At 68.1% G+C, this 13,052-nt stretch carries 14 protein-coding genes and 2 pseudogenes; 10 read left to right on the top strand and 6 right to left on the bottom strand.

Annotated features, from left to right (window positions below; genetic code table 11):
• Nucleotides 1-93: 93 nt before the first annotated feature.
• Together ABZ656_RS40720 and ABZ656_RS40715 are read right to left on the bottom strand one after the other, a co-directional pair.
• A pseudogene (locus ABZ656_RS40720) lies at nt 94-363 on the bottom strand (zinc-binding dehydrogenase); the annotation flags it as partial.
• A 132-nt stretch (nt 364-495) separates the two neighbouring features.
• Nucleotides 496-1,038, bottom strand: coding sequence for an alkyl sulfatase C-terminal domain-containing protein (locus ABZ656_RS40715; protein WP_129592352.1), 543 nt, complete (start codon nt 1,036-1,038; stop codon nt 496-498).
• Between ABZ656_RS40715 and ABZ656_RS40710 the strand changes: the two genes are divergently transcribed.
• The 5 genes from ABZ656_RS40710 (at nt 1,037) to ABZ656_RS40690 (ending at nt 5,183) form a co-directional block, all read left to right on the top strand.
• The gene (locus ABZ656_RS40710; RefSeq protein WP_101406529.1) at nt 1,037-1,336 is read left to right on the top strand and encodes an AMP-binding protein; all 300 of its coding nucleotides are present in this window, start codon (nt 1,037-1,039) and stop codon (nt 1,334-1,336) included. The genes ABZ656_RS40715 and ABZ656_RS40710 overlap by 2 nt on opposite strands.
• 224 nt (nt 1,337-1,560) lie before the next feature.
• Nucleotides 1,561-2,376: an oxidoreductase gene (locus ABZ656_RS40705; RefSeq protein WP_101406528.1), complete on the top strand. Its 816-nt coding sequence runs from the start codon at nt 1,561-1,563 to the stop codon at nt 2,374-2,376.
• Between the two features lie 117 nt (nt 2,377-2,493).
• Complete coding sequence (locus ABZ656_RS40700) at nt 2,494-3,573, top strand: hypothetical protein (RefSeq protein ID WP_360275249.1); 1,080 nt, start codon at nt 2,494-2,496, stop codon at nt 3,571-3,573.
• Between the two features lie 50 nt (nt 3,574-3,623).
• The gene (locus ABZ656_RS40695) at nt 3,624-4,214 is read left to right on the top strand and encodes a TetR/AcrR family transcriptional regulator (protein ID WP_360275276.1); all 591 of its coding nucleotides are present in this window, start codon (nt 3,624-3,626) and stop codon (nt 4,212-4,214) included.
• Between the two features lie 270 nt (nt 4,215-4,484).
• Nucleotides 4,485-5,183, top strand: a complete 699-nt coding sequence (locus ABZ656_RS40690) for a VOC family protein (RefSeq protein WP_101406527.1) — start codon at nt 4,485-4,487, stop codon at nt 5,181-5,183.
• A 485-nt stretch (nt 5,184-5,668) separates the two neighbouring features.
• Here ABZ656_RS40690 and ABZ656_RS40685 read toward each other — a convergent pair whose 3' ends face one another.
• Nucleotides 5,669-6,274, bottom strand: a complete 606-nt coding sequence (locus ABZ656_RS40685; protein WP_101406525.1) for a TetR/AcrR family transcriptional regulator — start codon at nt 6,272-6,274, stop codon at nt 5,669-5,671.
• A 484-nt stretch (nt 6,275-6,758) separates the two neighbouring features.
• Between ABZ656_RS40685 and ABZ656_RS40680 the strand changes: the two genes are divergently transcribed.
• Together ABZ656_RS40680 and ABZ656_RS40675 are read left to right on the top strand one after the other, a co-directional pair.
• Nucleotides 6,759-7,625 carry an alpha/beta hydrolase gene (locus tag ABZ656_RS40680; protein ID WP_360275245.1) on the top strand — a complete coding sequence of 289 codons (867 nt, stop codon included), beginning with the start codon at nt 6,759-6,761 and terminating at the stop codon, nt 7,623-7,625.
• A gap of 737 nt (nt 7,626-8,362) precedes the next feature.
• The gene (locus tag ABZ656_RS40675; protein ID WP_360275242.1) at nt 8,363-8,653 is read left to right on the top strand and encodes a hypothetical protein; all 291 of its coding nucleotides are present in this window, start codon (nt 8,363-8,365) and stop codon (nt 8,651-8,653) included.
• Between the two features lie 16 nt (nt 8,654-8,669).
• Here ABZ656_RS40675 and ABZ656_RS40670 read toward each other — a convergent pair whose 3' ends face one another.
• Nucleotides 8,670-9,275 carry an ABATE domain-containing protein gene (locus ABZ656_RS40670; RefSeq protein ID WP_360275239.1) on the bottom strand — a complete coding sequence of 202 codons (606 nt, stop codon included), beginning with the start codon at nt 9,273-9,275 and terminating at the stop codon, nt 8,670-8,672.
• 65 nt (nt 9,276-9,340) lie between these two features.
• Here ABZ656_RS40670 and ABZ656_RS40665 point away from each other — a divergent pair.
• The 3 genes and pseudogenes from ABZ656_RS40665 to ABZ656_RS40655 form a co-directional block, all read left to right on the top strand.
• Nucleotides 9,341-9,502: pseudogene (locus ABZ656_RS40665) on the top strand (alpha/beta hydrolase); the annotation flags it as partial.
• 64 nt (nt 9,503-9,566) lie between these two features.
• A complete protein-coding gene (locus ABZ656_RS40660) occupies nt 9,567-9,953 on the top strand; it encodes an alpha/beta hydrolase (RefSeq protein ID WP_360275236.1) in 387 nt (128 codons plus the stop codon).
• Between the two features lie 6 nt (nt 9,954-9,959).
• The gene (locus ABZ656_RS40655) at nt 9,960-10,208 is read left to right on the top strand and encodes an alpha/beta hydrolase (RefSeq protein ID WP_360275233.1); all 249 of its coding nucleotides are present in this window, start codon (nt 9,960-9,962) and stop codon (nt 10,206-10,208) included.
• A gap of 170 nt (nt 10,209-10,378) precedes the next feature.
• On the opposite strand, the gene ABZ656_RS40650 is transcribed toward ABZ656_RS40655, so the two are convergent.
• Together ABZ656_RS40650 and ABZ656_RS40645 are read right to left on the bottom strand one after the other, a co-directional pair.
• Nucleotides 10,379-11,830, bottom strand: coding sequence for a DHA2 family efflux MFS transporter permease subunit (locus tag ABZ656_RS40650; protein ID WP_360275230.1), 1,452 nt, complete (start codon nt 11,828-11,830; stop codon nt 10,379-10,381).
• A 142-nt stretch (nt 11,831-11,972) separates the two neighbouring features.
• Nucleotides 11,973-12,671: an SDR family oxidoreductase gene (locus ABZ656_RS40645; protein WP_360275227.1), complete on the bottom strand. Its 699-nt coding sequence runs from the start codon at nt 12,669-12,671 to the stop codon at nt 11,973-11,975.
• Nucleotides 12,672-13,052 lie beyond the last annotated feature (381 nt).

Raw genomic sequence — 13,052 nt, 5'->3', positions numbered from 1 at the left:
CGGTCAAGTGCCGACGGACCCACGTACAGATGGAGGGCGGTGAGGTTCTTCCGGACCAGCAGCTGGTCGACGTAAGCGGTGACCAAAGACGGCCTCGACGTGCGCGCGCAGGGCGCCGGCTTCGACGAGGCCGGCGATGGCCTGCATGCCGGCCGTGGTCGGCCTCGACGAGAGGCCCGCTACGCGGAGGGTGTCCCCGGCGATCGGGTCGAGGACGACGTCGATGTCTTCGACGGCCTCGGTGAAGTCGACGGTCCGGCAGTCGATGACCTCGTCCGCTCCGAGGGAGCGCAGGAAGTCGTGGTCGGCGGCGCTGGCGGTGCCGACCACGTACGCGCCGCGGGACTTGGCGATCTGGACGGCGGCGGCGCCACACTGCTCCTGCCGGCAGCGCCGGAGGGTTCTGGCTGAACCTCTTCGGCGGTCGGCGGGCGGCGGGCGAGCACGGTGGCGTTATGAGGCCTCCCGACCTCTCCTGCGAGCAGAGCGAGGTGTTCAGTTCGTCAACGGGGCCGGCCGGACCGCCGTATACCGTCGGGCCGCCTCGGCGAAGGCCTCGAAGAGGCGAACGACCGCTTGGGCGTCGCCGTCCACCACGAGTCGGCCGGAGCGGAGCGCGTCGGCGGGCTTCTCGTTCCCCAGCGACAGCGCGACGAAGGTTTCCGCGGCACAGGCCACAGTGGTGGGCGACGGTGCGGACGACAGCGCGGACCGCACCCGCAGCGCCCCGTCGCCGAGGGTCAGGGAGAACCGCTCGCCGGCGTCGACGTCGCATGCGAGAGCGAGGCCGGACAGCCGGCCGGGGGCGATGGCCGCGGTCATGCACAGCGCCACCATGTCCGTCCGGGCGGCCGACGGATCGACACCGTCGGTCATCAGGCCCAGGCCCCACAGCCCAAGCCCGATGACCGGGACCCGCAGCCCTTCTCCGATGTCGGTCAGGGAGTAGACCGGCGTCGGCTCGCTCTTCGAGACGATGCCGAGCTCGTGCAGGGTGCGCAGCCGGTCGGTGAGGCGGTTCGGTCCGATCGCCGGCATGCGCCCGAGGACCCCGGCACTCGAGAGGTCGGTCACCGCCCTCCTTGACCACCCGGCTGCGGACCGGCGCAACCTTGCCAAGACCGCAGCCAACCTGCGGGTTGCCGTAGCGGGCGGGTCATCACTGCCCGTCGAGTTCCTCGCCGAGTTCGAGAAACGCTTCGACGCCCCGATCCTGGAGGGTTTCGGCGTGTCGGCGACCAGTGGGGTGGCCACCTTCAACCACCGGGACCGTCCGCGCAAACAGAGTTCGGTCGGTCTGCCGCTCTGGGATGCCCAAGCCCGAAGTGGTGCGTGAGGACGGCCCCGAGGCAGCCGCCGACGAGTGTGGCGACTCATGCGAGGACCGGCCGTCTCGGCCCCTGCTGCGTCGCCCACTCGTGGACTTTCCCGTACCGCGCCCCACGGTTCCCCGACTTTCTGGGATCGCCGGACCTGACCTCTTGCCATTGACCGGCGACCAACATATGGTCGTACGAACGTAAGGCATACGGACGTAATATAAATCCAGGGGAGTACGTGATGGCGGCAACTCGACCGGTGGCACTCGTGACAGGTGCCTCATCAGGGATCGGCAAGGAGGCGGCCCGCGCCTTCGTCGCGGCGGGTTTCGAGGTGATCGGAACCGGCCGCAAGACCTCCGGACTCACCCCGCCCGCCGGGGTGACGTACCTCGATCTCGACGTGGCCAGTGACGACTCGGCCACCGCCGCGGTCGCCGAAGTGATCGACCGGTTCGGGCGCATCGACGTCCTGGTCAACAACGCAGGCATCGGCTCGGCGGGCGCAGTCGAGGAGAACTCCGTCACCCAGGCCCAGAACGTCTTCAACATCAACGTCTTCGGTGCCATGCGTATGACGAAGGCGGTCCTGCCGCACATGCGCGCCCAGGGTGGCGGACGCGTCATCAACATCTCGTCCGTTCTGGGGGTTGCCCCTCAGCCCTTCATGGCCCTTTACGTCGCGTCGAAGCACGCCATCGAGGGCTACTCCGAATCCCTGGACCACGAGGTCCGCGAGCACGGCATCCGTGTCCTCCTCGTCCAGCCCGCCTACACCAAGACCAGCTTCGACACCAATGCCGCGCAGCCTGACACCCCGCTGCCCCTGTACGCGGAGCGGCGCCGCATCTTCGACGAGGTGATCGCGGATGCGATGAAGGACGGCGACGACCCTGCCGTCGTCGCCAAAACGATCGTCACCGCGGCCACCGACAAGAAGCCGAAGCTGCGCTACACCGCCGGCCCGTTGGCCTCACGCGTTACCACGGCGCGCCGCCTCGTTCCTGCCGGAACGTTCGACAAGCAGATCCGCAAGAACAACCGCATGCCCACCTGACATCCAGGTCCGGCTTCAAAGGTACCGATTCCGCGCGAAAGGCTCCGATGTGCTCGATGCCGCGGATGTTCCCGAAAGTCCATCGATCAGTCACTCGTTGATTTGCCAAGGAGAGTCATGCAGCAACGCCAGCACACGGCCCGGCGCAATGCATCCAGCGTAAGGCGTTTTCTGAAGAGGAACGTCGGGATCGCTCTGGCGATCACCGCGACGGCGGCAGTCCTGGGGTCGGCACAGTCCGCGTCCGCATGGACGGGCCACTCGTACAGCGGAGCCGCTGTCACCGACGTACGGACCGCGGCGCAGTTCGACTTCGCCGCCGGCGAGATCCCCGAGAACATCACCGTCAACCCCGACGGCTCGGTGACACTGTCCATGCTCGGCAGTTGCGCGGTGTGTCAGCGCACCCAGGGGCCGGAGCTGATGCGCATAGACGCGTCCGGACACCGCAGGGTGCTCGTCACTGGGCAGGTGGGTGAGGCGATCAGCGGCAACGCCCGTGGCAGTGACGGCACCGTCTACTACGCGTTGTGGGCCCCGGGCAACGCGGCCAGGAACGGCGTGTACAAGCTGCTTGCGGACGGTACCCCTCAGCGCGTCGCTGCTCTGTCCGCCGACTCGGGCCCCAACGGGCTGGCCGTCGATTCGACCGGACGCACCCTCTACATCGCGGACAGCCTGAAGGGCATCATCTGGTCCGTTCCGGTCTCGGGCGGTTCGGTGACCCCGTGGCTGACCGACGCCGCTCTCGCGCCGGTGCCGACCGAAGCCCTGCCGATCGGCGCCAACGGGCTCAGGTTCCACAACGGCGCTCTGTGGGTCAGCAACTTCAACAAGGGAACCCTGCTGCGGGTACCGGTCACCACCACCGGCGCGGCCGGGCCCATCCGCGTTGTCGCGGGCGGCCTGCCCAACATCGACGATCTCAGCTTCCTGACCCCCTGGTCCGATGTGGTGTTCGCGGCGCAGAACGGTTCCTCCTCGCAGAACGGTCCGGACAGGGTCGTGGTGATCTACCCGGACGGCACCGAAAAGGCCGTTCTGACCAGCGCGGACGGTCTTGCCTCGCCGTCCGCGACCGCGGTGCGCGGCGACCGGTTGTACATCACCGACGGCGGGGTCCCCGAACCCCACGACCCGAAACTGCAGACCGCCAGGATCAACTTCCCCGCTCTCCTTGCCGGCGCGGCACACTGACCTGACCAGCGGCAGCCGGGGCGCAAGCCCCGGCTGCCATGGAGGAACGCATCGTGCGGTACACGAAAGAACACAAGCAGGAGACAAGGCAGCGGATCATCACGACGGCCGGCCGCCGGCTCAAGCGCAACGGCATCGACGGCTCCGGAGTCGCGGCGCTCATGAAGGACGCGGGCCTGACCAATGGCACCTTCTACGCCTATTTCGCCTCCAAGGACGAACTCGTCGCCACCGCGATCGCCGACCAGATGCACGCACAGCACGAGAACATCGTCGCTCGGGCGGCGCCCGGCCGCGCCGGACTTGAGCAGATCGTGCGCTGGTACTTCTCCACCGAGCAGCGCGACAACATCGAGGACGGCTGCCCCAACGCCGCCCTGCTCGACGAGATCGGACGCTCCACGGATCCCACCAGGCAGGCGTACACCGACGGCGCGCTGGTCCTCATCGACGGCTTCGCCGCCCGCCTGGCATCCCACGATCCGCGATCGGCGCGTCTGAAGGCACTTGGCCTCCTCGGCATGATGGCCGGGACGCTGCAGCTCTCCCGGGCCCTGACCGACCGGCGGCTCGCCGACGAACTCCTCGAACAGGGCATACGCAACGCCCTGGCACTGCTGGATGCCGAGCAGCACGACTGATCGCTTCGGCCGGTGACCTGGTTCCATGTCGGGGACAGCGAAATCGATGACGCAGGCCCGGCCGGTTACCGGTGAAGATCACCCCGGTCGGGATCTGCACACCGATGGGTCGGCCCGCCACGGCGATCTTCCCTTCCCGCCTCCGCTGTGCTCGCGTAGGCCCTACTCGTACCGCCCACTTCAAGGCCGGGGCCCTGCCCCGTCACGAGTAGTTCCGAAGTACCCAATGGTCGGAGGGGGGTTGTCGGACCTGCACGCTACGTTGAGCGCATGACCTACGTAGAGAGCAAGACGGAGCGCATCAGGCCGCAGCAGTTCCACGAAACCGTGGGCGTGGAGGACTGGCGCGTCGTGGGTGAGGGGGCGTGTGCGTACTTCCGTACCGGGTCGTTCGCGGTCGGCGCCCAGTTCGTGCAGGCGATCAGTGAGATGCCAGGAGTTGGGGAAGATCACCCGGACGTCGACGTGAGGCAGGAGGGCGTGATCGTACGGCTGATCACGGTCACGGACGACTACTACGGGCTGACCGAACGGCACGTCGAGCTGGCCCGGCAGATCTCGGCCGTGGCCCGCACGCTGGACATACCAGCTGACCCGTCCGCCGTGCAGACCGTCCAGGTCACCATCGATGCCCTCGCCGGTCCCGACGTGGTGGCGTTCTGGCGTGCCCTGCTCGGCTACCAGGACCGCGCGAACAGCAGCGAGGACTTGATCGACCCGCGCCGCCGCGGAGCACCGTTCTACTTCCAGCAAATGGACGCACCGCGCCCGCAGCGCAACCGGGTCCACATTGACGTGTGGGTGCCGTACGACCAGGCCGAGGCCCGGATAGTCGCCGCACTTGCGGTCGGCGGACGTCTGGTGAACGACGCCGACGCGCCGTCGAACTGGGTGCTGGCCGACCCCGAGGGCAACGAGGCGTGTGTCGGCGTGGCCGGCCCTCCCGGGCCGGCCACCGACCGACCGTGAAGGCTCTCGGATCGACTCGAACGGGAAGACGGTGCCGACGACGGATCGGATCACGCCGACGCCGATCACGTGGGTGAGCTCGAGCGACTGGTCTCCGCTGGCCTTCATGAACAGGGAGGAGTGGGCGACGTGGCTCGCGGCCATCCGGACCAGCACGTCGGCCTTACCTCCGTCATGGACGCCGCTGTGACGGGGACCAGGCTCCGCCAATTGAATTACGTCCATCATTCTAAGTGGCTGGTCGGCGGCCTGCAACAGGGGGCTCTATCTCGTGTGCGCCATGTCTCGTTGCGGGCGCGGCGCCCGTCAGTGAGGCCGGGTCTCCTATCGAGTTGCGCCCGCAGTCCACGTCAAGACGCTCGACTCCTGTTGTGGGGGTGACGAGTCGTGGGGTCAGGCAATGTGCCGGTCGGTGGCAGCGGGTGCCTTGGGACGCGGATGATCGTGCTTGCGGGGGAGTAACTGCTGCCGAGAGGGCGGGCGCGTCAGTTCGAGGTCCCCTTGGTGTGCTCATTTCCTACGTCGAGCAGATTGAGGGCGTTGCGGATGCCCTGTTCGAGGAGTTCATCGGCGAGTCGCTGGTCGGCGAGCGCCCGGGAGAGCTGCAGCGTCCCGACCATCATGGCGTAGGCGCTCAGCGCCCTGGTGCGGGCCGAGCGTGGATCGCTGGGCGCGAGGCGGGCGGCAATGCCGTCGATGACGATCAGTACGCCGTCTGTGTAGGCCTGCTTGGTGGGGTCGGTGCAGCGCCCGATTTCGTCGAGCAGGGCAGCGGACGGGCAGCCGTCGTCAGGGCTGTTGCGGTGCCGAGCGGACAGGTACCACCGCACGATCTGTTCGAGTCCGTCGCGACCGGGTGCCGCGTGCGCGACGATGTTCGCGTTCTGTGTGTGCAGTTGGTCGGCGACGGCAGTGGCGACGAGCTCATCCTTTGAGGTGAAGTGGGTGTAGAAGGCGCCGTTGGTCAGCCCCGCGTCCTTCATGAGCGTCGTGACGCTCGAGCCGTTGATGCCGTCCCGCTTGAGCCGGCGTCCGGCCGTCTCGATGATGCGCTGCCGGGTCACCGGTTTGTGCTCTTTCCCGTATCGCACCCCATGCTCCTTCGCTCCCCAGAAGGGCCGCTCGCCCGCCGGCCGCTCTTTTCACTCTATGTTATGTCGAGCGTAATTCAATGGCGCCCGGGTGCGGCATGGACACCGCCCGCGTTCCCCGGCGCGTTCGCGCCGTCGATCGCCTTCGGGGCGCCGCGCCGGCAGGCCCGAGGCCGGTCATGAGGTGGGGTGCGGCCAGCACTCGGTGCGCCCTGGCGGCGTGGTCGCGTGCACTGTCGTACGTCGAGGGCTCGCCTCATGGGGGCGGGGCGGACTTGCGGCGGAACCGATTCGCTGTCGGGGCCTCACCGTCGTCATGTGCGGAGTGCCTCTTGCGGGCGCATTGAATTACAGTCATACTTCTAATAGTCGGCGTGTTGCTTAAGGGCTCAACCGGACAGGGTTCCGACTCCTACGGGCCTTCTGCCGTTGACGGAACTGACTGCAGCCGCAGTCCGGAAACCCCCTGCAGAAGGGTACGGCCGTGAACGACGCACAAGGAGTACGAGGCGACGCGATGACCTCGTACAAGAAGGCGCCCACCCGCACCCTCACCGCCGGGGGAGTGACCTTCGCCTACCGCGACCTTGGCCCGAAGACCGGCGTCCCGGTCATCTTCATCACCCACCTTGCCGCGGTCCTCGACAACTGGGACCCCCGGGTCGTCGACGGCATCGCCGCCAGGCATCGCGTCATCACCTTCGACAACAGGGGTGTCGGCGCTTCCACCGGCTCGACATCGAAGACCATCGAGGAAATGGCGAAGGATGCCGTCACCTTCATCCGGGGACTCGGGCTCGAGCAGGTCGACCTGCACGGCTTCTCGATGGGCGGAATGATCGCCCAGGTGATCGCGCAGGACGAACCGCAGCTGGTCCGCAAGCTGATCCTCACGGGCACCGGCCCGGCGGGCGGCGAGGGCATCAAGAACGTGACCCGACTGTCCCATCTCGACACCGTCCGGGCCCTGTTCACCCTCCAGGACCCGAAGCAGTTCCTCTTCTTCACCCGCACCGTGGGCGGGCGCCGAGCCGGAAAGCAGTTCCTGGCCCGCCTCAAGGAGCGCACCCACGACCGGGACAAGGCGATCTCTATCTCGTCGTACTTCGCCCAGCTCAAGGCCATCCACCGCTGGGGGCTGGCGCAGCCCCAGGACCTCTCCGTCATCCGTCAGCCCGTGCTCGTCGCCAACGGCGAGAGCGACAGGATGGTGCCGACGAGGAACTCATACGAGCTGGCCCGGCGACTACCGGACGCCGACCTGGTCGTCTACCCCGACGCCGGCCACGGAGGCATCTTCCAGTTCCACGAGCAGTTCGTGGCGGAAGCCCTCGACTTCCTTGCTCGGTAGTGGGTGTCAGGGGCGGGCTGCAGGTGCGCTGGGGACGGCGGAGTCGCCTGCGTCACCTCGCCTCCGAGACCGCAAGCGCCGTGGAGCTCGCGACCAGCTTGGTGGTGCGGTCGAGCACGGCGGCGCCCGCGACCGCGTGAGGCGGGCCTGGCCGGAAGTTTCGGTCGTCGCATGAGCCCGCGCAGCAGTTCCGAGGCGCCGCGGAGCATCCGGTCCCGGCTGCCCCGCGCAGCCCACCGGCGCCAGGACATGACGACGATCAGCACACCCACCACCAGCCGACACCGGCCACGAGGAGCAGCGCTGGGGGCGGGATTCCACCTCCACGCCCACGCCTCCCCACCACGGTGGGAAATGATCCCGGAAACTCAATCCGACTCAGGATCCCTCAGCTGATCAGAGACGCTTCCTCCCGCTTGTCCATGGTCTGACATGCGTAATATTACGCCGCCAGGCGATGTGAATGTTGAACGACCCGAGGGGGGACACCTGACTCCGGATGGACCGTGACTTCCTCGACGAGGAGGGGCGAGTGTCCCGTTGGACACCGAAGGCTGAGTATCTAAATTTAAACTCAAACTCGGTTGGAATTGCTCCCATGGATGCGTGGACCGAAGTGTCTCAAGACACCGGCATCGACCCCTGACGCGTCCGGGACACGTCCAACTGCTCGATCGCGCGGACCCTTGAGTTCGTGGGCGAGAAGTGGATGATCCTGATCCTGCGCGAGGTGTGGTATGGCTCATCGGATCCTGGCGACCGAGGCGTACAAGGAGCCCGGTTCACGGAGTCGGCAGAGGTATGTGATCACCCCCAAGGGCATGGATCTGGTGCCGGCCGTGATGGGGCTGCTGCAGTGGGGTGACCGTTACCGCGCCGACCCCGAGGGGCCGGCCGTAGTGGCGCGACATCGCGAGTGCGGTGCGCACGTCGACGTCCAGATCCGCTGCGAACGAGGCCACCCGGTGCAAGCCAGGGACATTGAGAGCGTCCCTGGCCCGGCCTTTCGCATGAGGTCACCCGAGTGAGCTGAGGAGTCCGATATCAGCTTTCCGTGATCTGGCCGCTCTGTCGTGTACGCGCCTGATGGAGGCGGACCTTGGTGCGGTTTCCGCAGCGGGACATGGAGCACCAGCGGCGGTTGCGGGCGGGGGAGCGGTCCAGGAAGCGCAGTGCGCAGCGGTCCGCTCCGCAGACGCGTACGCGCCGGATCTCGGCGGACAGAAGCAGGTCGACGGCGTCCTGGGCGATGAGCGCCAGCGCGAGTGTGGGGTCGGCCGCGAGGGGCGCGGTGCCGGCGGGCTCCAGGCGGTCCTCGGTGATGACGAGTTGCAGGGCGGGTCTGGGGGTCGTAGCTGCCGATCGGTTGAGCAGCGTCACGTCGCCGGACGCGGGCAGTCGGCCGGCGGCGACCGCCAGTACGGCCCGGTCGACGGCCTCGCGCAGCCGTCGGGCGGAGTTGAGAACGGCTGCAGTGGCGGGATCGGGGGTCCCCGGCGCGAGCAGAAGAGCCTCCCGGAGCCAGCCCATCAGGTCGTCCGGTCCCCGGAGTGTCTCCTCGGGAGTGGTTCTCCACCGGCTCCGGAGGGTGTTGGCGAAGTCCAGGCAGACCCGTCCGCCGTCCCAGATCCACATGCTGTCCGTTGCCATGTCTCCATTCTGCCCGCTAGCTTAACCGTCTAAGACGGTTAGCTCGTGTCAGGAAGGCGCGCTCCATGGGACAGCCGACTGTGACGACCGGAGTGACGCAGGTGGACGGGGTCCGCCTGCACTACGTCCGAGCCGGGGCCGGACCTCTGCTTGTCCTGCTCCATGGCTGGCCGCAGACCTCCGACTGCTGGCGGCCGGTGTTGGCGGATCTCGCCGCCGATCACACGGTTGTGGCGCCGGACCTGCGCGGATACGGCCTGAGCGACAAACCCACCACGGGTTACGAGGTGTATGGCCGCCGACATGGCCGGCCTCGTCGAGGCTCTCGGCTTCGGGCGGGCCCTGGTCGTGGGCCACGACCGCGGCGCTCGCGTGGGGCACCGCTGGGCGCTGGACCGTCCGGACCAGGTGGAGCGGCTGGCCGTGCTCGACATCGTTCCCACCCGGGAGATGTTCCGCCGCCTGGAGGCCTCGCTCGCCTTCGGGTACTGGCACTGGCTGTTCCGCATGCAGCCTGATCTGCCCGAACGCCTCGTGGGGCGCGACATCCGCGGGTATCTCGAGTACTTCTTCGAACGGTGGACCTACAACCGCCACAGACTCACAACCGATGCGGTCGATGGCTACGTTCGTGCGTTCTCCCGCCCGGGTGCCCTGCGTGCGAGTCTGGACGACTAACGTGCCATGAAGGAGGACACCGCGCTCGACGACATCGACGCCGCCGAAGGCCGCCGCCGTACCCTGCCACTGCTGGCTCTGTGGGGTTCCGAGGGACTGCCTGCCCGCCTGCCGACGCTGGAGATCTGGCGAGTCTATGCGGACGACGTCACCCGTGCCGAGATCCCGGAGTGCGGCCACTTCATCCCGGAGGAGCAACCGGAGGCACTGTTGGCACATCTGCGGCCTTTCCTGGCGGGCAGGACGAGCCGTTGAGCCCACGGTTGCGGAAGCGGCGCCCTCACGCCAGGTCGAGCGCCGGGCGCGCTGACCGAGCAGCCCTCGACCACGGTGTGATGACCCCGCGCGGCGAACGAGCCTGGAAGGCAGAACAGGCCGAGGGGCGGCCCCGCCGTATCCGGCTGGGCCGCCCCTCGGTCTCGACTTCAGGTCGCGACCGGGGCGCCGGCCGGAGCACTCCCCGCAGCAAGGCCGGCAGCCGGGCCGTCGGCCTTGCGTTGCCGGGGCATGAGCAACGCCACGGCCGCTGCCAGGGCGACGGCACCGGCTCCGACCCAGAGCGCGGGGATCAGCCCGTCCACGAACAGTGAGGCGGAGCCGTAGCCGCCCTGGGCGGAGAAGACCGCGGCCAGCGACGCGACGCCGATGGCGCCGCCGACCTCGCGGATCGCGTTGTTCGCGCCGGAGGCGATGCCCTGCTCTTCCGGGCGGACGGTACTCATGACGAGGTTGGCGCTGGGGGCGAAGAACATGCCCAGGCCGATGCCGCAGACGATCAGTGCGGGCAGCAGGTGGGTGTAGGCGACGTGCGACTCGACGGTGAGTGCCCAGAGCCCGAGGCCGACGGCGTTCAGGGCCATGCCCGCCGTGACGACGGGTGCGCCGCCGATGCGGTCGGACAGTGCCCCGGCCAGCGGTCCGGCGATCATGGGCATGGCGGTCCAGGGCAGCATCCGTACGCCGGCTTGCATCGGTGAGTAGCCGCCGACGGTCTGCAGGTACTGGCTGAGCAGGAAGATCGACCCGAACATGCCCAGCAACATCAGCAGGCTGGCGGCGTTGATGGCGCTGAAGGAACGGTGGCGGAACAGGCGCATCGGCAGCATCGGGTGCTTGGCGCGCAGTTCGTAGAAGATGAAGCCGACGAGCATGGCGGCACCGGCGAAGAAGCCGCTCAGCACCGGGGTGCTGGTCCAGCCGTCGGCGTTGCCGCGCACGAGAGCGTAGACGATGCCGAACAGACCGCCGCTGGCAAGGGCCGTGCCGACGAGGTCGAGGGTCGGGTTCGGGCCGTGGCTCTCGTTCAGCCGCAGCAGGGCGAGCGGGATCAGCGCCAGGCCGAGGGGTACGTTCACCCAGAAGATCCACTGCCAGGAGAGGTTTTCGGTGAGTGCGCCGCCGATGAGCGGTCCGGTGGCGACCGCGATGCCGCTGGCCGCGCCCCAGATACCCAGGGCCGTTCCGCGCCGTTCGGCGGGGACGGCGGCCGACAGCAGGGTGAGCGTCAGAGGTGTCACGATCGCGGACCCGACACCCTGCGCCGCACGCGCGGCGATCAGTTCACCCATCCCCGGTGCGAGTGCGGCGGCGGCCGAGGCTGTGGTGAAGATCGCGAGTCCGATGGCGAACAGTCTCCGGCGGCCGAAGCGGTCGCCGAGGGAAGCACCGAACATGAGCAGCACCGCGAAGGTGAGGGTGTAGGCGCTCACCGTCCATTCGAGGTCTTCGAGGCCGCCGCCGAGATTCTTGCGGATGGAGGGGAGAGCGGTGGTGACGATCAGGTTGTCGAGCGCGGTGATGAATCCGGCCATGCTGGTGATGGCCACGGCCCAGACGGCGCTGCCGCCCCGAATTCGTTGCTTGCGTTGCTGTTTCATGGCGTTCGTTCCCTAGGTTCCCTGGGCAGACGTGCTGGGCGATGGATCAATGAACGTGGACGCCGGCGGGTGACGACATGGCGTGCGACGGCGAGCATCGGCAATACACCGGGCTCGGTGCGGGTTTGCGGGCGGTCGGCCCTCAGGGGAGTTGCGGGTAGAGCACGGAGACGCCTCCGGCCAGGCCGGCCTGTGCCTGGCGGGAGCCGTTGTCCGCGACGATCTCGTAGGCACCGGCGGCGATGCCGTCGACGGCGATCCGGGCGATGTCGGCGGGGTCGGACTTGGCAGCGTCGACGGTCCGGACCATGTCGGTGTCCATGTAGCCGACGTGGAGTCCAGCGACACGGATGTGCTGGTCGGCGAGTTGCAGGCGCAGGGCGTTGGTGAGCGACCACTCGGCGGACTTGGCGGCGCAGTAGGCACCGAGTTCCGGGAAGCTGACCCAGGACAGGCCGGACAGGACGTTCAGGATCGCCCCGCCGCCGTTGGCCGCGATCTGGGGCGCGAAGGCGCGGACCACGGAGAGGGTGCCGAAGTAGTGGGTGTCCATCTCCAGGCGGACGTCGTCGAGGTCGGCGGCCAGCAGGTCCGCGCCGGTAGATGACCCCGCGTTGTTGATCAGGACGGTCACGTCGCCGGTGGCTTTGGCTGCGGCCGCGACGGAGGCCGGGTCGGTGATGTCGAGAGCGATCGGCTTGGCGCCGGGCAGGTCGACCTGGTCGGGGTTGCGGGCGCCGGCGTAGACGGTGGCGCCGCGGGCGAGCAGTTCGGCGGCGAGTGCGCGGCCGAAGCCCCGGTTGGCTCCGGTGACGAGGGCGGTGCTGGTGGAGAGGTCCATGGAGAGTTCCTGGTGAAGTGGAGAGGAATGAAGGTCAGGGCGCCAATGGCGTGGCTGAGAGGATCCAGCTCATTGCATTACGACCATAATATTAAGTGGGATGAGTCGATGATCGCAACCGATCCATGCTTGTGTGATGCCGTCGAGGCCGGGATCTGGGCGACGCCAGGGTGTTTCGGGCTTGCGGTGCGATCGACGCGCGAGGGCCCCGCCGCGCGCGGCAGGCCCCTCGTCACGGCGTGACGGAGGCGGACTCAGAGCTTGACGATCATCTTTCGGGCCCTGACCCAAGGCCGGGTAGTTAGGGTTTTCGCAGGTCACGCAAGGGGAGTTGGCGAGTTTCCGACGTAGAGCAACGGAGCTCGTTGGTACAGGCAGTCG

Source organism: Streptomyces sp. NPDC007095 (assembly GCF_040634475.1).
GTDB lineage: Bacteria > Actinomycetota > Actinomycetes > Streptomycetales > Streptomycetaceae > Streptomyces.
The sequence above is the reverse complement of the archived record's forward strand: the minus strand, read 5'-3'. Positions and strand labels throughout refer to the sequence as shown.